Here is a 21,000-nt window from a genome sequence, read left to right on the forward strand (position 1 = left end):
GTAAACCAGTCAGGAAAGCATTTCCTGACTAACTTTTGCGAACAACACTTGCGAAGTTTTGAAAACTTCGCAAGTGTATATCTCGAGCCAAATCAAAAGCTAAGTCCATAACGCTTAAAAGATAATCGGAAACCCATAAGCTGGTCGGGATGTGCCATCTCGACCTCCATAGCTTAGGATTTATAATCCTTTTACTCTTGGCAGATTGCAAATCCGCAGGTAAACCAGTCAGGAAAGCATTTCCCGACTAACTTTTGCGAACAACACATACGAAGTTTTTGAAAACTTCGCAAGTGTATATCTCGAGCCTTGAAAAATTAATGCCATAGAAAGTGTACCACCAACTATGGACTATTGACTACCAACTAAGGCTGTGGCAATTTATAAGCCTGCCTGCCCAAAAGTTTCCATTCTTTGCCTTGTTTTTGCCAAACCAGCAGAATACCCAAATGCACTTCGCCGGGTTTGCCTCCATCGTTGGTTTTGGCATCGAGCTGATGACGTACCAAGGCGGTATTGCCTGTTACTTTTACAGTTTGGTTGCTGAGGGTTATTTCTACAAAATCGGATTTGCCACTGGCAATGGTTTCTACAAAAGTGGCCTTATCTTCCAGTTTTCCACTCGAATGGCCATAGCTCAAATCGGTTGCGGCAATTTGTTCCAATGCTTTTCTGTCGCCACTGATCATGGCCAGCCTCATTTTTTCGACGGTGGCCAATACGCCTTTTTCGGCAACGGTTTGGGCATTTACAGCAAAATGGATGGTTAATACGAAGATAAATACAGCTACTTTTTTCATGTGAGGAATGTTTTCAAAATATAAGACAAAGGCTAAAATAGCAAGCGGTATCAACTTAAACAAGTTAAGCTCGCAATTAATTCAAAAGCCATAAACCTAAAAAAGCCTCTTCATCGAATAAGAGGCTTAGGAGATAAAATATGAGCATTTAAATACGAAAGTTAGATTACAGGCATCAGTGCATTTTTGTTGAGCGGTTTAGTAATGAGCCTCGATACGTTTGGATCTGCTTCCATCTGTTCGATATCGTTGGTTACTTCAGAAGCGGTAAGTACCACGATCCGGCAGGCGTTTTTAACGGCATGCGGATAGTTGTTAAAGTGGCTTAAGAAATCGAAGCCATTCAGTTCTGGCATATCCAAATCCAAAAGGATAAGTGATGGAATTGCCTTCAGGTTTCCCTGGTTCGAATTCAGGTATTCAATGGCCAACTGTACGCTTTCCATCACCATAATCTCTACTTCATCATAGCTGGTCCGCAATACTTGGGCTGTTATCATTTGGTCGATTGGATTATCGTCCACAATCATTATTCTGTTCATTAGCTGCATTTTGCTTATATTTTAACTCCTGTTTAATTTTCTATTTATTGTTTGACAATGGTAAATTCTGTTCTGCGGTTCAATTGATGCTGTTCTTCGGTACACTCTACACCATTGGCGCATTTGTTGAGCAATCTTGTTTCGCCGTAGCCTTTGGCTTTGATCCTTACCTTGTCTATGCCACGGCTAATGATATAGTTCACGGCAGCATCGGCCCTGGCCTGCGATAGCTTCAAATTGTATTTATCGTTGCCTCTACTGTCGGTATGCGAACCCAATTCGATCCAGATGGTTGGATTTTCCTTCATGATTTTTACAAGTTTATCCAATTCGATGGCCGCATCTTTCCGGATATCGCTCTTGTCGAAATCATAGTAGATGTTTTCGAGTTTGATTTCTTTGAAAAGCTCGATCGGATCGAGGTAGATGTTCTTTTTGAACACGGCCGATTTCTCGATGCCCACATTGCTGATGGTTTCGGTTTCGGCATTGCGGAAATCGGTTTTGGTACCTTTGATAAAGTATTCGGTATTTTCTTCGAGGTTGAATTTGTAACGGCCCTGCTCGTCGGTTTGGGCACTGATGATGGTACCATCGGCTTTGCTCAGGCTTACAATTACGCCTGGCAAGGGCAATCCTGTTTGCTTGTCGAGCGCCACGCCTTCCAGCTTAAAGCTGAGGTTCGGATTCAGGATGAAGCTGTAGATATCGTCGCTGCCTTTCCCTCCTACGCGATCTGACGACAACAAGCCTTCTTTTTTGCTGGTGAGGAAAAAGGCAAAATCATCTTGTGGCGAGTTGAGCGGATAGCCCATATTTTTAGGTTCGGCCAATCCGTTGCCTCTTTTGGCTGCCTTAAACACATCCAAGCCTCCCATGCCTACACGGCCATCGGTAGAGAAATAGAAATTGCTGTCCTCATCAAAAAAAGGGCTGCGCTCTGAGCCTTCGGTATTGATTTCTTCGAGGTTGATGGCCTTGCCCCAGCCACCGCCTTCGGTTCTGAAACAAACATAGATATCGGTAAGGCCTTTGCCACCAGGCATATCGGAAACAAAATAAAGTGCGCTGCCGTCTTTGCTGATGAACGGATCGCCCACCGAATATTCGTTTACGTTGTTGTATTTGAAAGGTTGCACGGTGCCCCACTTGCCATTGGCGTCTTTTTTACTCGAGTAAATTTCGACCCTTACGGTTTTAGGCACGCCTTTTTCGCGTTCGATGAGTTCTGGAATGCGAGTCAGCGTAAAATACATTTCGTTGCCATCGGCGGTAAAAGTAGCCGCACCCACATGGTATTCAGACCCGGCGTTAAACGGAAAAAGCGTTGCGCTATCTGTTCCTTTTTGGAAATAAAGACGCAGGTAATTGTTCCCGGTCCAGCCATAAGTAACCTTATCAGGCGCAATGTTCGCTTCATCAAATTTCAGAAATGGCCTATTCTTCTTCACTTCTTCCTGCACCAATGCATTTCTTCTGTCGGATGTAAAAACAATGCCGCCCTGATAAGTTACTGCTCCCCAATCCTCACTCACACTATTGATGTTCTTTTCGTTGTTAAGCACCAAGCTTTTGGGACTTTTCATCCAGCTCAAAGCCGAGTCGCACGACAAAACGAGCATGCTCTTTTGCGTAGCCGGCAAATCCCTATTCAGTTCGCCGTATTTTTGGTACTGTATTTTTGCTTCTGCATATTTAGAATTGTTGCGCAAGGCATCGCCGTAGTACAAAAAGGCTTCGGGTTTTGCTCCTTTTTCCTTAACCAACATGGCGTACCAACTTTCGGCCTGCGGATAGTCTTTGGTTAACCGGTAGCAGGCGGCCAAACGCTCGATGGCATGCGTAGTTGGTTTTTTCTGGTAAGCCTCGGTATACAAACCAATGGCTGTACTGTAATGGAAAAGCCTGAATTCTTCATCGGCCTTGAGCAAAACATACTGTGCCTTGGTTTGAAGGCCCATGGCCAACAAGCCTAGCAACAACCATTTGCCTTTGTGCATCATTCGGTGTTTTTTATTGTTCTTTTTGAGTCGCATTTGTTTAGAAATATCTTGGAGTGAGCATTCTTATGATTTCTTTTGGCCTGATGGTTACGCCTATCGAGATTTCGTGCGAACCGCCACTATAACCGGCCAGCTTGCTGATCGACTGGTCATAGGCATAGCCCACACGGATGGTTGGGGTTACGTAAAAATCGACCATACCAACAATGGAGTTGGTTTTCTGCAAATCGTTTTGCAGGTAGCTTTTGTTGTAGAGCTTTACGGCCGTACGGTAGCTGCCACCCACCCAAAATCTGTTGCCAAAAAGCACAAAAGCATTCAAATCCAAACTGGTTGGACCGCCACGATCGTCTTTTAACAGGAATGAGGGTTTAAGTTGCACTTCTTCGTTAATGGGCAACAACATGCCAGCGGTAAGGTAGTAGTGTGCTTTGGGTGTCTGGAAATAAACACTCAGGTTTTTCTTGTTGATGATGTATTGTGCAATGAGGTTATCGACTGAGAAACCGGCATAAAACCTGTCGTCAGAGTAAAATACGCCGGCACGGGCATCGGGTGCAATTACGTTCTGGTTGTTTACCGGAATGTAGTTGTCGCCTGCATCTCGGGCATTCAGTTTTGTGCCGTCAAGACCTTGTTGTATCACACCAACGCCCAAGCCAAATGCCAGGCGCGAATCTTCCGACTGCCCTACCCTTAACCTGTAGGCATAACTGGCATAGGCCGATACGTTGCTCTCGGCACCCAGCTTATCGCTCGATACCTGAAAAGCCAAGCCTACATTGCCCTGGTTGGCAATGGCATCAACAGCCAGCGACATGCTTTTTGGCGATCCGGTAATGCCTGTCCATTGGTTTCTGTAAAAACTATGGATGTTCAGTTGCTCTTTATAGCCTGCATAGGCAGGATTGATGTACACGCCATTGAACATGTACTGGCTATATTGTGCATCTTGTTGTGCCCTACCCACTAAGGCAGCCATCAACAATGCGAATAGGAGAAGAACTTTCTTTATCATCTTAGTTATTTCTTAATAATGTGATGTAACCTTTTGATACTGACCAATTACCTTTTGAATCTTTTACTTTGAGCAAATAGTAATAGGTACCTTCTTTTAGTCCGTTGCCATTCCAATCGTTTTTGTAGCCACCATTGCTATGGAAAACCTCGTTGCCCCAACGGTTAAAGATGCTGAGATTGTTTTCTGGATAAAGCTCCAAGCCATCGATAACGAAGGTGTCGTTCTTACCATCGCCGTTTGGCGTAATTACATTTGGTTTGGTGTTGAGTACGAAAATTTCCTTAAGATCGGTTGCGGTATTATTTGCCGTATTCGGATCGCCTTCTAAAGCTTTTACACTAGCGGTATTGCTGATGACACCTCCTATGTTTGCTTTTACTTTTAAAGTAAGCGTTGCCGTTGCACCCGCAGCCAATGTATTGATGTTCCAGGTTAAGGTAGCCGTACCGTTGCTGAAGCTGGCCATGCCTGCTGTAGCTTGGTTTGACACATAGCTTAAGCCAGCTGGCAACACATCGGTAACCACCACGCTACTTGCCGTAAAGAAGCCGTTGTTTTTAACGGTAATGGTGTAGTCGAACGGCGTATCTGTTCCAGTCGGCGTATTGTGGTCTGACGTTTTGGTAATCGACAGATCGTTCATGATCGTTGCCGGAATTGGCGTAGTTGTCGGTACATCGCCTGCTGTTGTCAGGTCAGGCGTAGCCGTTGTTACTTTCACGGTGTTAGACAAAGGTTGCATCGCCAAGCTTGGGCTTGATGAACCATTATCTGTTTTTACGGTTACTTCGAAAACCACTTGTGCGCCATTAGGCATCAGGGTAATGGTTTGGTCTAAGTTGCCTGTGCCACTAGTGTTGGCTAAGGTAAAGCCTGTAGCTGTTGCTTTCCATCTGCTAATGGTTGTACCTGCAGGGGCATAATCAACCACTTTTACATTGCTGGCCGCACTTGGACCGTTGTTGGTTATGGTAATGAGGAAAGGTACTTCCTCGCCAGGAATATAAGAGGTTTGCGCTGTGTTTTTCAACGTTTTTACCGTAACCAAGTTGGCATTAGGCGTTAATACCACTACCGTTGGATCATCTGGTTCAGGCGTATTCGGATCATCCGACTTAGGTTTTGAAACGGTATTATTCGCTGGATCTTTTCCGGTAACACTAGCTTGGTTGCTGAAAGTACCCACATTAATCTCTGCCTGTGTTAGGGTGTGTTTAGCAGTTACGGTAACCGAAGCACCAGGCAATATCGAAGCAATGCTTGCTGGCAAAATGCTGCCTGCATCGGCGCCGGCATCGGCTACTACCACATTGGTCAGGGTTACGTTCCCTGTATTTTTAACCACCAAGGTATAGTTGATGACATCACCTGCCTTGATACCCGAATTGTTGGCTACCTTGGTTAAGGTCATTGATGGCACTGCACCAATTTTTACTACGGTAGGATCGTTGGCAGCCGGTGTATTCGGATCGTCGGAAACCTTGTTCACGCTATTGTTTTGCGGATCTTTGGCTGTTGCACTGGCCTGGTTGCTAAAGCTTCCGGCATTTACTTCGGCCTGCGTTACGGTATGTTTGGCCGTTAACGTAGCTGTTTCGCCTGGCAAAATCGAGGCAATGACAGCTGGCGTAATGCTTCCGGCATCTGCTCCGGCATCAACAACCGTTATATTGCTTAAGGTAAGGGATCCTGTATTTTTAACTACCAAGGTGTAGTTGATGACATCTCCTGCCTTGCTTACGGTGTTGTTGGCCACCTTGGTGAAAGTCATGGCCGCCGTACCGGCAATTGTAGTTACCGTTGGGGTGTTGTTGGTGCCATCAGTTCCAGAAATATCGGTGATGGTATTGCCTGCCGGCGATTTAGTAGTTACGGTAGCCGTATTGGTTACAGAACCCAAGTCTTTATCGGCTTGCGTTAACGTATAAACTTCGGTTTGTACCACGCTTGCACCTACCGCCAAAGTACCTGGGATAATCTTGTTGAGGCCTAATTTTGGATCGTTCAACAATACATTGCTCAAGGGCACGCTACCGGTATTGGTCATGGTGAAAGTATAGGTAACCTGATTTCTATCGGCACTGATTACCGCCGTTTTAACCAAGGTTACCCCGCCTTTTAGAATGGTGGACGTAGAAGTAGCCGTGTTGTTGCTCGGATCTGGATCTGTTGTACCCGATGCCACATCAACGCTTGCCGAGTTTACAATGTTAGCTTGGGCAAAGTTTGGTGCAATGGTACCGGTTAAGGTTACAGTTACCGTTTGATTGGCCAACAAATCGGTACCGATGGTAAAGGTATGACCGGCCGCATCGTAAGAACCACCTGTTGTGCTGTAAGTTATATTTTCTAGGCCTGCAGGCAAGTTCTCGGTTAATCCGATTACCTTACCAGCCAATAATGTTGCCGGACCCATATTTTTGATGGTCAGCAAATAACTGATGCTTTCGTTAGGTTCTACCCCTGCCTTGTTGGCTATTTTGGTAATCGACAGGTCTGTTACCCAATTTGGCACATCTACAATTACGGTAGTATTGGCTTTTTTGCTGGCATCCAGCTTATCGGTAATTTCATAATGTAGCGTATAGCTTCCAGGCAATGTACCGGCTGCCACATTAACCATACCTGTTGCCGGGTCAATATTTATTTTCGGATTGCTGGTTGAAAGCTGTACAATATTAACCGTACCTGTAGTCGCAGTTGCGCCATCATTGTAGGTATCGTTAATCAAGATATTGGTTACCGCAACTCCTCCGGTAAATCCGTTGGCAGTACCGTTATCTGGCGAAGCCGCAATAGCACCCGTAGTTACCGTAATGGTTACTGTGGCTTGCTTGGTTTGGCCAGGGTTCAATTTATCTTCAATCTGATAAACGATGGTATAGGTACCCACTGGTGTATTTGGTGCTACGTTAACCGCTCCTGTTGTTGGATCTAGGGTTACATTAGGATTGCTGGTTGATACCTGCGTTAGGGTTACATTAGCCAAAGTTGCCGGATTGCCGTTGTAGGTATCGTTAGCCAATACATTGGTTACTGCAGTACCGCCGGTTAAGCCGTTGGCTGTACCGTTATCGTTGCTGGCTACCATGGCTGGTGCGTTTACGGTAATGGTTGCCGTGGCCTGCTTGGTTTGGCCGGGGTTCAATTTATCCTCGATTTGGTAAACTACAGTATAGGTTCCAGCAGGGGTATTTGGTGCTACCTTTACTTTGCCCGTTGCTGGATCTAAAGTTACATTAGGATTGCTGGTTGATACCTGTGTCAGGTTCACATCAGTCAAAGTTGCCGGATTGCCATTGTAAGTATCGTTAACCAATACGTTGTTAATAGCCATGCCGCCAGTCAATCCGTTAATGTTGCCGCTGTCGTCGTTGGCCATCATTGCCGGCGCATCTACCACTACGGTGATGGTGGCTTGCTTGGTTTGGCCTGGGTTCAATTTATCTTCGATTTGGTAAACCACGGTATAGGTTCCGGCAGGCGTGTTCGGCGCTACTTTTACTTTGCCTGTGGTTACATCTAAAGTTACATTCGGATTGCTGGTTGATACCTGCGTTAGGTTCACATCAGCTAAGGTTGCCGGATTGCCGTTGTAGGTATCGTTAACCAATACATTGTCTACCACGGTGCCACCTGTTAGACCGTTTATTGTACCGCCATCGTTGTTGGCCACCATAGCCGGTGCATTTACCGTAATGGTTACCGTTGCTTGTTTGGTTTGGCCAGGATTTAATTTATCCTCGATTTGGTAAACCAAAGTATAAGTTCCGGCTGGCGTATTTGGCGCTACTTTTACCTCGCCGTTAGCTACATCTAAGCTTACGTTAGGGTTGCTGGTTGACACCTGCGTTAGGTTAACGTCGGTCAAAGTTGCCGGGTCGCCATTGTAGGTATCATTCCACAATACATTGTTTACTGCGGTACCGCCAGTCAGGCCATTTACCGAACCACTATCGCCGGTGGCTACCATAATTGGTGCATTTACCGTAATGGTTACCGTAGCTTGTTTGGTTTGGCCAGGATTTAATTTATCCTCGATTTGATAAACCAAGGTATAAATTCCGGCTGGCGTGTTTGGTGCTACGTTTACCTCGCCATTAGCTACATCTAAGCTTACGTTAGGGTTGTTGGTCGAAATCTGGGTAATGGTTACATCTGATGGCCTTGCTGGATTACCATTATAGGCATCGTTCCAAAGCACGGTGTTAACTGCCGTACCGCCGGTTAAGCCGTTTACAGAACCGCTATCGTTAGTAGCCAGCAACGACGGCGCCGTTACGGTTACAATGGCCGATGCTTGCTTGGTTAAGCCTGGGTTCAATTTATCTTCAATCTGGTAAACTACGGTATAAGTTCCCGCAGCTGTATTTGGCGCTACATTTACATTGCCTGTAGCCGGATCGAGGGTAACGTTAGAGTTGGTGGTCGAAACCTGACTGAGGTTAACCATGGTCAAAGTGGCTGTAACACCGTTGTAGGTATCGTTGTTCAACACATCTGGAATAGCGGCACCACCAGTTAAACCGTTTATAGAACCGCTGTTGTCTAAAGCAACCATCGGTGGCGCAGTAACGGTAACCAAAACCTGAGCTTGCTTGGTCTGACCCGGATTTAACTTGTCTTCGATCTGATAAACCAAGACATAGTTTCCAACTGGCGTATTTGGCGCTACATTTACTTTGCCTGAAGTTACATCTAAGGTAACATTTGGATTATTGGTTGAAACCTGGGTAAGGTTTACATTAGTCAAAGTTGCCGGACCACCATTGTAAGAATCGTTATTCAATACATTGTTTACGGCTGTTCCACCAACTAGTCCATTTACTGAACCACTGTTGTTTAAGGCATTCAATGCCGGAGCGGTTACGGTAACTGTTACGGTGGCTTGTTTGGTCAAGCCTGGATTTAATTTATCTTCTATTTGGTAAACCAAGGTGTAAACACCTGCTGGCGTATTGCCGGCTACATTAACCGAGCCATTGGCCGGGTCGATGGTTACCTTAGGGCTGGTGGTAGAAACCTGTGTGATGGTTACATTACCAACTGTTGCCGTTGCGCCGTTATAAGTATCGTTCAACAATACATTGGCTACTGCAACGCCACCTGGCAAGCCGTTTACCGAACCGCTATCGTTAGAAGCGGCCAATGCCGGAGGATCGACAGTAATGGTTACTGTAGCCTGTTTGGTTTGACCAGGATTTAATTTGTCTTCAATTTGATAAACCAAGGTATAAGTACCTGCAGGCGTATTTGGAGCCACATTTACTTTACCAGAAGTCACATCTAGGGTTACATTAGGGCTGGTGCTCGAAACCTGGGTAAGGTTAACTTCTGTTAAGGTAGGTATATGGCCATTATAGTTGTCGTTGGCCAATACATTGTCAACTGCCGTACCGCCTACCAAACCGTTTACCGAGCCTTCATCGTCAGAAGCGATCATTGGCGCTGCACTTACGTTGATGGTTACTGTGGCTTGTTTGGTTAGCGTAGGATTTAATTTGTCGGTTATTTGATAAACCAAGGTATAAACGGCTTCTGGAGTTCCCGGAGCTACATTTACCTTGCCCGTTGCTGGATCTAAAGTTACGTTAGGACTAGTTGAAGATATCTGCGACAGCGTTACATTGGTTAAGGTAGCCGGATTGCCATTGTATCTGTCGTTAATCAATACATTAGCAACAGCGGCTCCGCCGGTAACTCCGTTAATTGCGCCTGCATCATTTAAGGCCACCATTACTGGTGCCGTTACGGTAACGGTTACCGTAGCTTGTTTTACCTGCATCGGATCTAACTTGTCTACAATTTCATAAACAAGCATATAAGTACCGGCTGGTGTTCCAGGAGCAACATTTACGTGACCATTAGTTGCATCGAGTGTTACATTGCTGTTGGTGGTCGAAACCTGCGAAAGATTAACATTGGTTAAAGTAGCCTGTATACCGCCATTGTAGGTATCGTTGGCCAATACATTATTGACTACTGTACCGCCATTGAAGCCATTAATGCTACCGGCATCGTTGGTTGCCGCAATGCTTGCCGAGGCAACGATGACAGAAATACGTGCTGTTGAAGTTTTGCTGTTGTCAAGCTTATCGGTAATGGTATAATCGATAAGATAAGTTCCTGCAGGCGTATGCTGAGCTACCATTACTTCGCCAGTAGTTGTATCTAAGGTTACTTTGCCTCCACTGGTGTTGCTGGCCGGAACTTCTGTAATGGTTACATTGCTCAAGCTGGCACTTGCACCGCCGTTATAGGTATCATTGGCTAAGATATCGGCAATAGCCAAACCACCATTAACCGTATTGGCTGTACCGGCATCGTTGGCTGCAAAAACAGCACCTGAGGCAACAGTTACCGTAATGCGGGCTGTTGAGGTTTTGCTGTTATCCAACTTATCGGTGATGGTATAGTCGATGGTGTATACACCTGCAGGCGTATTCTGAGCTACGGTAACTTCACCTGTAGCCGTATTTAAGGTTACTTTGCCCCCACTGGTGTTGCTGGCCGGAACCTCGGTAATGGTTACATTGCTTATTCCTGCAGCCACGCCTCCGTTGTAGGTATCGTTGCTTAGGATATTGGCAATTGCCGTACCACCATTTACCGAGTTTGAGGTACCCGAATCATTCGATGCCAAAATAGCACCTGACGACACAGTTACCGTAACGGTAGCCGTTGAGGTTTTGCTGTTATCGAGTTTATCGGTAATGATGTAATCTAAGGTATAAGTACCTGCTGGCGTATTTGGCGCTACTTTTACCGAACCGTCGGCAGTATTCAGGGTTACTTTGCCCCCACTGGTATTGCTACCGGCTACCTCGGCCAAAGTTACATTGGTTAAAGTTGGTGCTGATGAAGTACCATTGTATTTGTCGTTACTAAGCACATTACCTACTGCAGTACCACCGGTTACGCTGTTGGCTGTGCCATTATCGTTTGTGGCCACCAATGCACCCGAAGCTACTGTAATGGTAACGGTAGCGGTTGAGGTTTTGCTGTTGTCGAGCTTATCGGTGATTTTGTAGTCGAAAGTATAAACACCTGCTGGCGTATTTGGCGCTACTTTTACCGAGCCATCGGCCGTATTTAGCGTTACTTTGCCTCCACTGGTATTGGTACCCGCTACTTCGGCCAAAGTTACATTGGCTAAAGTTGGTGCCGATGAAGTACCATTGTATTTGTCGTTACTAAGCACATTACCTACTGCAGTACCACCGGTTACGCTGTTGGCTGTGCCATTATCATTTGTGGCCACCAATGCACCCGAAGCTACAGTAATGGTAACGGTAGCGGTTGAGGTTTTGCTGTTGTCGAGCTTATCGGTGATTTTGTAGTCGAAAGTATAAACACCTGCTGGCGTATTTGGCGCTACTTTTACCGAGCCATCGGCCGTATTCAGGGTTATTTTGCCTGCGCTGGTATTGCTGCCTGCTACTTCGGCCAGGGTTACATCGGTTAAACCCGGCGCAGTTGAAGTACCATTGTATTTGTCGTTGGCTAAAACATTGGCAATTGGCGTACCGCCGGTTACGCTATTGGCGCTGCCATTATCGTTTGTGGCCACCAAGGCACCCGAAGCTACAGTGATGGTAACGGTAGCGGTTGAGGTTTTGCTGTTGTCGAGCTTGTCGGTGATTTTGTAATCGAGTGTATAAACTCCAGCTGGAGTGTTTGCGGCTACGTTTACCGAGCCATCGGCCGTATTTAGGGTTATTTTACCTGCACTGGTATTGGTACCGGCCACTTCGGCCAAAGTTACATTGGTTAAAGTTGGCGCTAATGCTGTACCATTGTATTTATCGTTGGCCAATACGTTGGCAACTGCTACTCCACCTGTAACGGTATTAGCCGTACCAGCATCGTTGTTTGCTGTTAATGTGCCTGCACCTACAGTTACTGTAACGGTGGCCGTTGAAGTTTTGCTGTTGTCGAGTTTATCGGTGATCTTATAATCGAATGTATAAACACCCGCTGGCGTGTTTGGTGCTACATTGACCGAACCATCGGCAATATTTAGCGTTACCTTGCCTGCACTGGTATTAGTGCCAGCCACTTCGGCTAAGGTTACGTTGGTTAAGCTTGCCGCAACGCCACCATTATAAGTATCGTTGGCCAATACATTTTCAATCGCGGTACCGCCGGTTACGGTATTGGCCGTGCCCGAATCGTTAGTCGCTACTATGGCGCCAGCTCCTACCACTACGGTTACTGTTGCAGTTGAGGTTTTGCTGTTATCGAGTTTATCGGTAATCGTATAATTTAAGGTATAAGTACCTGCCGGGGTGTTTGGTGCTACTTTTACCGAACCATCGGCAATATTCAGGGTTACTTTGCCTGCACTAGTATTGCTGCCAGGTACTTCGGCCAGGGTAACATTGGTTAAAGTTGGCGCATTCGAAGTACCATTGTACTTGTCGTTAGCCAACACATTGGCAACTGCTGTACCGCCCGTAACCGTATTGGCTGTGCCATTATCATTAGTAGCCACCAATGTGCCCGAAGCCACGGTAACGGTAATGGTAGCTGTAGAAGTTTTGCTGTTGTCAAGTTTATCAGTAATCTTATAATCGATGGTATAAACACCAGCCGGTGTATTTGGTGCTACGTTTACCGAACCGTCAGCCGCATTTAGGGTTACCTTACCTGCGCTGGTATTGCTTCCTGCTACTTCGGTAATGGTTACATTGGCCAAACCTGGGGCAGTAGCAGTACCATTGTATTTGTCGTTAGCCAAAATGTTGGCAATGGCAACACCGCCATCTACCGTATTTGAAGTTCCCGAATCATTGGTAGCTGTTAATGCACCTGCACCTACGGTTACCGTAATGGTAGCAGTAGAGGTTTTGCTATTATCGAGTTTATCCGTAATCTTATAATCGATGGTATAAACACCAGCAGGAGTATTTTGTGCTACATTTACCGATCCATCAGCTGTATTTAAGGTTACCTTGCCGCCACTATTGTTGCTACCCACTACTTCGGTTAGCGTTACATTGCTTAGGCTGGCTGTACTGCCACCATTGTAGGTATCATTGTTCAATACGTTGGCAATGGCAACACCTCCGGTTACCGTATTGGCAGTACCCGAATCATTAGTCGCTACTATGGCACCAGATGCAACAGTTACGGTAATGGTTGCCGTAGAAACTTTGCTGTTATCGAGCTTATCGGTAATGGTATAATCAATTTTATATACGCCAGCAGGGGTATTTTGTGCTACTTTCACTTCCCCAGTAGCGGTATTCAGGGTTACTTTGCCGCCACTGGTATTGCTGCCTGCCACTTCGGTAATGGTTACATTGTTAAAACTTGCTGCACTACCACCGTTGTAAGTATCGTTGGTTAAAATGTTGCTAATTGCTGTACCACCGCTTACCGAATTTGCACTTCCTGAATCATCTATTGCGGCCAATGCGCCAGTTCCCACCACTACTTCTATACGTGCTGTAGAGGTTTTGCTGTTATCGAGTTTATCGGTAATGGTATAATCGATGTAATAAGTACCAGCCGGCGTATTTTGCGCTACATTTACCGAGCCATCGGCTGGGTTCAAGGTTACTTTACCAGCGCTGGTGTTGCTTCCAGGTACTTCGGCAATGGTTACATTCGAAGTTGTAGCCGGCAAAGAAGTATTATAAAGGTCGTTTGCCAAGATATTCGAAATTGCAGTACCGCCAGTTACCGCATTGGCTGTGCCACTATCGTTAGCGGCAATCAGGTCGCCGTTTACCACATTGACGGTAACGGTAGCTGTCTTCACATTTCCCGGATTTGCAATATCTTCAATCTGATAAACCAAGGTGTAAGTACCTACCGGCGTATTTGGAGCTACAATAACCTTTCCTGAAGCTTCATCCAACATTACCTTAGGGCTACTGGTCGAAACCAAAGTCAAGGTTACATTACTTAAAGTAGCAGGATTACCATTTAGTTTATCGTTAACCAATACATTGTTTACTGCAGGTCCGCCAGTTACCGCATTAACCGAGCCCGAATCATCTGCGGCATATACACCAGTTGGCGTAACGGTTGGCGTGTTGTTATTGGTGGCCGTACCCGAAATATCGGTTACATTGTTGTTCTGAGGATCTTTACCTGTAACTGTTGCACTATTGCTTACGCTACCTCCTACCTTTTCTGTATTCGAAATGGTATAGGTTGCCGTAGCGGTGGCAGTGGCACCTGGTGCCAAGGTTGATGGTGTAACGGTAATCGGACCGGTAACCTTGCTATCAACAATGCTTAAGTTATTGAGCGTAACGTTACCTTCGTTTTTAACTGTAAAATTATAGGTAATGGTGTTGCCCGAAAGATTAAGTGCACCGGTTTTAACCAAGCTAATGGCTGCATTTAAGTTTAAGGATGCCTCAGCAGTTGCGCTTTGGCCTGCAGGGATTTCGGTTGTTTTAACTGTTGCCGTATTGGTAATTTTGCCATTGGCTGTTGGATTACCATTGTTATTCAAATCTGTTTGGGTTACGGTGTAGCTGCCTGAATAAGTCCAGGTTTCGCCTTTTTCCAAGATAGCATCCTGGTTACCACCGGTTTTAACAGGCGAACCTAAAGCACCACCCAATAACGGATCACTAACAACGACATTAGTCTGATTGGCATTGCCGGTATTCACTACCGTGATGGTATAATTAATTACCGTACCAGCCACAGTTACCGAACTGGTATTTGCAGTTTTGGTGATGGAGATCGAAGAACAAACCGGTACAGTTACCGTAACCGTAAAGGTACTGCCCGCACAAGTACCCGCACCGGAGGCAGTTGGTGTAACTGTATACGTTACCGTTTGAACCGTTGTACTCGTATTATATAAAGTTTGGTTGATCGAATTTCCTGAACCAGCTGTCTCACCAATTACATTAGGGTTTGAGCTTACGGTCCAAGCAAACGAAGAAGCTACCGAGTTACCTCCATTAGCCGTATTGTTAACGTTGGCTTGTAGGTTATAAGCCAATGCGCCAGTACAATTTAGCGTAACGGCATCATTAAATCCTTTAGGCGTTGAGTTTACGGTAATTGTAGCCGTACCATTTTGCGCATTGGTACAAGTAGTAGCGCTGGCATCTTTTACACTCACCAAAGTGTAGGCAAAAGTTCCAGCAGTTCCTGTTGGCTGTGCTACGGTAACACTGTTGCCACTGGCGGTGGTAACAGTCAGATCGGCACCGCCATTCACTTTGTAAGTGAAGGTATAAGGAGCAGTTCCGTTGGCACCAGTAAAGGTTACGTTAGGAGCTGTTGCATTCTGACATACCGTTGCAGTTCCGCCGATACTTGCCGTTGGCAATGGATTAATCGTAATAGTTGCAGTTCCGCTTTGTGCATTGGTACAGGTTGTTGAACTGGCATCTTTTACACTCACCAAAGTATAGGTAAATGTTCCGGCAGTTCCTGTTGGTTGTGCTACGGTTACACTGCTGCCACTGGTGGTGGTAACAGTAAGGTTGCTGCCATTGTTAATTTTATAAGTAAAGGTATAAGGAGCGGTTCCATTAGCACCCGTAAAGGTTACGCTTGGTGTTCCCGCATTCTGACAAACAGCTGTTGTACCAGCAATACTAGCCGTTGGCAACGGATTAACCGTAATGGTCGCCGTTCCACTTTGAGCATTGCTACAGGTTGTTGAACTGGCATCTTTTACGCTAACCAAAGTGTAGGCAAAAGTTCCGGCAGTTCCTGTCGGTTGGGCTACGGTTACGCTGTTGCCACTGGTCGTGGTTACAGTCAAATCGGCACCACCATTAATTTTGTAGGTGAAAGTGTAAGGAGCAGTTCCATTGGCACCGGTAAAGGTTACATTTGGAGCCGTCGCATTCTGACATACCGTTGTGGTTCCACCTAGAGTTGCTGTTGGCAACGGATTTACCGTAATGGTACCATTCAACGAAACCGCAGCACATGGCGCTGTTTGTCCGGTAGTTGAAATGGTATAATTTGAAGTCGAAGCCACTGCACCGCTAATGGTTACGGTTTGGTTCGTGGTATTAATCGTATAGTTTGTTGCTGGCAAGCCGGTTACCGTTACGCCTGTTGCCGATCCACCATAAGTATAAACAATCGAAGAAACACTGGCTCCTGCACAAATGGCTTGATTGGCCGATCCACTAGTCAACACCAAAGTTGCGGCAGGGCTTACGGTAATCGTACCGCTTAGGCTAACCGGATTACATGGTGCTACCTGTCCGGTAGTAGCAATTACATAGGTAGAAGTAGACGCTACCGCACCTTTAATGGTTACTGTTTTATTGGTGGTATTAATGGTATAATTTGTCGCTGACAGGCCGGTTACCGTTGCGCCAGTTGCCGAACCACCATAAGTATAAACAATATCGCTGATGCTGCTTCCTGCGCAAATGGTTTGATCTGCCGTTCCGCTGGTCAATACCAAAGTAGCTACCGGATTAACCGTTACCGTAACCGCCGCACTGGTGTTCGAGGCACACGGCCCTGAAGTCACAATTCTACGGTATTGCGTAGTTTGGCTTAAAGTAGCGCTGGTATAATTCTGGCCGTTGTTTGTGCCCGTAGCAGCTGCCCAATTGGTACCGCCATTGGTGCTTTGTTGCCACAAATAAGTATAAGTGCCGTTGCCACCAGTTGGTGTTGCACCAGTTAAACTAGCTGTACTTCCGGCACAAATGGTTTGTGCGCCCGAAATGGTATTGTTTCCGATAACCGCATTAACAGTTACATCAAAAGTAAAGGTATTGCCACTGCAACCATTATAAATTGGGGTTACCGTATATCTTACTACAGCATTGGTAGTTGTTGTATTAGTTAAGGTTTGACTAATTGGCGAGCTTACCGGGGTTGATTGGTTGCTAAATCCAGTTGCTGTTCCGCTTTGTAAAGCCGCTGTCCAAGTATAAGTGGTACCAGATACATTGCTGGTAGGACTCACGCTAAACGAAGAACCTGTACAAATAGCTGCCGGATTAGTTGCACTTGCCGTTAAAGTAGGTACAACCGTAACTGTAATGGTAAATGAACTGCCCGAACACGACGAATAAGTAGGTGTAACCGTATAAGTTACCGTAGCTACCGTAGTACCAGTATTGGTTAAGGTTTGGTTAACCGAACTCTGATTGGTTCCTGCTGTAGTTCCACTTACCGTACCTCCGGTTACCGTTGGTGCCGACCAGGTATAAGTAGTCCCTGTTGGTACATCGATTGGGGCAAAATTAAAATTGCCGGTTTGGCATAAGGTATAAGTTTGGTTATTAACCGCTGGTTTTGGCGTTACCGTAATGGTTGCCGTTGTAGAATAAGCATTGCTACAGCCATTACCGCTCACTACTGCCCTAAAAATGGTGGTAGCCTGAATATTGGTATACGTATAAGTATTGGTAGTATTGGCGATGTTAGACCAAGTACTGCCATTATCTGTCGAAGCTTCCCAACGTACCACGCTAGCCGTAGTGCTACCCAAAGTAAGCGTACCCGTAGTGCCCGAACAAACCGGTGATGAACCTGTGATAACGCCTGTAGCAGTTACCGTTACCGTATGGTCAGCCGATTTAGTACCACAAACTCCTGTGGCCGTAGCCGTAATGGTAGCTGTACCGTTAAAGGTAGACGACCAGGTAACTGTTCCGGTAGAAGCATTGATGACGCCAGCAGCCGATGGACTAATCGAATAGCTGATGCTCGAACTGTTGGCGGCCGTAGCCGTATAAGTAGTGGTACCCGGTGCCTGGCAACGGGTTGATGATGATCCAGCTGCAAATACCGGCGTTCCTACCGCATTGTTTACGGTAATGGTTCCCGTTGTAGAAACCGTAGTAGAACCATTGATTGAATTTACAGTATAGGTAAAAGTCTGTATACCGCTTGCTGGCTCTGTTGGCGTACCGCTAATGGTAAAGGTTTTTGCACTTCCATCATAAACTCCAGTTAGCCCTGCAGGCAAGCCCGAAACAGTTCCATTGGTGCTTCCACTTAAGCTATAGGTAATATTGGTAATGGCACTGCCTTTACAAATAGATTGCGCATCGGTACCATTGGCACTGGTTAAGGTAATAGAAACTGGCGTTGGTGTAACTGATGAAGTATTGTTTGAAGGAATTGGATCGGCCTGTGGACCTGAAATAATGGCTGTATTGGTATAGCTTCCGGTACTTTTAACAATTGCCGAAATAGTCAATGTCAACTCCTGTCCAGGATTCATCGCACCAATAGACCACAAACCGGTAGTTGAATTATAAGATGTTCCAGGCGCTGGATTGCTCGAAACATAGGTATAACCAGATGGCAAAAGATCGTTTACCGAAACCCCTATCGCGTTGCCCGTACCTGTTACGGTACCCGAAGCTACGCTAGAGTTGGTAGCCTTGATGGTAAACACCACGGTTGAATTAACGGCCGGTGTAGGATTACTGACGGTTTTGTTAACGTATAAATCAACGTTACAAAGTGCCAATACCACAGGAATAGATTGCGCGCTGTAGCCACAATCCAGTTTAGAAGTTACGGTATATGAACCTGAAACAGCCGCCACATAAGTATTGCTGGTTGCGCCGCTTATCGGGTTGCCATCCAAATACCATTGATAGGGTGGCAAACTAGCAGGATCGGCGGTTAAAGTAGCCGAAGCACAATCAGATTGCGTATAAGTAGGTTTTAAGGCCTGCTCCGGCAATGGCGACAAGAAGTTCGACATCGAGAAACCACCACCCGATTGTACCATAGCCACTGTCAATCTCGAATTACTGGTTAAGGTAAAAGAATTTGGCGCCCCGATATTGGCGTTGGTAAAATCGATTACATAAGCGCCAGAGCTGCCCAGCTGACGGCGAGTACCTGATAGGGTTTCAATATCAACATTGGTATACGAAGGCGATCCACCTGTGGTAGTTAAATAAACTTTCTCGGTTGGGCTTTTGGTAATGATGTAGGCAAAATAAGAAAGATCGCCACCTGCATAATCCCTAAACTTATAGGTTTCGGCTTTTAACGATCCTCCACAAGTAGAAATCGGTGCAAGCGTAGCAACGTCAACTTCACAGTTATTGGCCGTACCCGAATAAGCTACGATGTTTTTGGTAGCCACAATACGAGAACCCGAGCCTTGATCGCCAGTTTGGCCCGAACCCGAGCCAGAGCCTGCAACACCGTTGGCAAAAGTTACAAAACTACCTGCAGCTACTAAATTATAAGTATTTGCCGACTGCAACACCCCGGTTGAAGTGAAGTTATAAACCGTAACACTGGTATTGGCTTCGGTGGCCACAATGGTGGTTTGTTCGGCTGTGTTGTTTCCCGCACCACGCACTACAATGTATTCGCCACCTAAAGAAGTAACCGGTGGCACCGGGTTAAATGCGCCGTCGCCACAACCTCCGGGTGCATCAACGTTGATACCGGTATTCATTACTGCCGGACCAGAAGTTTCTACCAAACTACCCAAAGTAGCTTGTAAAATATAGCTTTGCCCTGCATTTAACGTAGTAACTGCCGTTCCGTTTAGTTTAACCGTAGTACCATCATTGATAGCCATAACCGAATAAACCGGTCTTTTGGTTGATGTGGTTGTACTTACGCCGTTTAAATCGCCATCTCTGTAATAACCTACCCTAAACGAAGTACCAATGGCGGCATCGCCAAAACTGAACAACGAAGCATTTCCCTTGATATATTGGTCTGATGCAGCTCCTCCGACCAAATTATCGGAAGCTACGTTTCTGATGTTAACCGAAATAGGATTGTTTCCCGAAACGATCAAACCTGCACCGGTAAGTATGGTATTCAAAGCATTTCTGTTTAAGCCAACCGGACTGCCCACAAAACGATAAACCGCTGGATTTCCAGGGGTTGGATTTAAGGTAATAACCGAAGTACCATCGCTTTTCTTTACGGTAACCGTAGTTCCAGCCGTATTGGTAGTCACCACCAACTCGTTGGCATCGCTCCAATATTGCCATGGCGCAGGTGCAATGTAGTGTGTTTTATAGGTTTGTGCCTGAACTGGATTAGACAGTAGCAGACAAAAGGCAATAATTGCCATCAATATCAAGAAGCCTAAAGAGAGTTGCCTTTTTAGGTGATTGGTAAAGGAAAGTGGTAAATTTCTAATCATAATGGCGTAGGAGAATGTCACGTTATTCGTACGCACTAATTCAAAAGAAAAGCCATATTGCCCACCTGAGCCAGAACGGTTATAGCAGAAAGGAGTAGTACCCAAAGAATCAGCCTTGGTACAGACAAGAGTACATTATTTTAACTCATTGTTAAGATTCGGAAATGTTTCCACAGGGTTTAGCCTAAAAAATCAGCCGAATAATCAGTTGATTAATTTCCACAGATTTAATTTTACTATTCCACAAACTGTAGAAATTAATACCCGTTTTAAATAACAGCTTGATTCGCTTTTCCACAAAACGAAACAGCGCTCCTAAAAAAGAACAATAACTACCCAAAAATCAACAGGTTAAGAGTCTAAATTTCCCCAAATATCATCATCATAAGATTATAATTAACTAATCTTCGGAGCATAGCAACCTTGATGATTCTGACAGAATTTAACAATGAGTTAACATTAATTTCTTAAAACAACATTCGTTTGCGTTGAGGAATAGCAAAAGCCCTAAAAAAGCACCTCGCGCCAAAACTCCCATAAA

General features: G+C 45.6%; 5 protein-coding genes. All 5 read right to left on the reverse strand.

The features are described 5' to 3' along the window. Window positions 1–365: 365 nt before the first annotated feature. The gene (locus VRU48_RS06065; RefSeq protein WP_330107028.1) at window positions 366–800 is read right to left on the reverse strand and encodes a nuclear transport factor 2 family protein; all 435 of its coding nucleotides are present in this window, start codon (window positions 798–800) and stop codon (window positions 366–368) included. A 161-nt stretch (window positions 801–961) separates the two neighbouring features. Beyond that, window positions 962–1,342, reverse strand: coding sequence for a response regulator (locus VRU48_RS06070; protein ID WP_330107029.1), 381 nt, complete (start codon window positions 1,340–1,342; stop codon window positions 962–964). Window positions 1,343–1,386: 44 nt separating this feature from the next. Next, window positions 1,387–3,378: an OmpA family protein gene (locus VRU48_RS06075; protein WP_330107030.1), complete on the reverse strand. Its 1,992-nt coding sequence runs from the start codon at window positions 3,376–3,378 to the stop codon at window positions 1,387–1,389. Window positions 3,379–3,382: 4 nt separating this feature from the next. After that, on the reverse strand, window positions 3,383–4,363 hold the full coding sequence (locus VRU48_RS06080) for a PorP/SprF family type IX secretion system membrane protein (RefSeq protein WP_330107031.1): 981 nt from the start codon (window positions 4,361–4,363) through the stop codon (window positions 3,383–3,385). A 1-nt stretch (window position 4,364) separates the two neighbouring features. After that, the gene (locus tag VRU48_RS06085) at window positions 4,365–20,459 is read right to left on the reverse strand and encodes a DUF7507 domain-containing protein (RefSeq protein WP_330107032.1); all 16,095 of its coding nucleotides are present in this window, start codon (window positions 20,457–20,459) and stop codon (window positions 4,365–4,367) included. Window positions 20,460–21,000: the final 541 nt, after the last annotated feature.

The organism is Pedobacter albus, from assembly GCF_036324255.1.
In the GTDB taxonomy this organism is placed as follows: domain Bacteria; phylum Bacteroidota; class Bacteroidia; order Sphingobacteriales; family Sphingobacteriaceae; genus Pedobacter; species Pedobacter albus.

What these genes read in the sequence shown, in the direction of transcription:
- VRU48_RS06065 (WP_330107028.1), bottom strand. Translation starts at nt 800, where the DNA reads ATGAAAAAAGTAGCTGTATTTATCTTCGTATTAACCATCCATTTTGCT.
- VRU48_RS06075 (WP_330107030.1), bottom strand. Translation starts at nt 3,378, where the DNA reads ATGCGACTCAAAAAGAACAATAAAAAACACCGAATGATGCACAAAGGC.
- VRU48_RS06070 (WP_330107029.1), bottom strand. Translation starts at nt 1,342, where the DNA reads ATGAACAGAATAATGATTGTGGACGATAATCCAATCGACCAAATGATA.
- VRU48_RS06085 (WP_330107032.1), bottom strand. Translation starts at nt 20,459, where the DNA reads ATGATTAGAAATTTACCACTTTCCTTTACCAATCACCTAAAAAGGCAA.
- VRU48_RS06080 (WP_330107031.1), bottom strand. Translation starts at nt 4,363, where the DNA reads ATGATAAAGAAAGTTCTTCTCCTATTCGCATTGTTGATGGCTGCCTTA.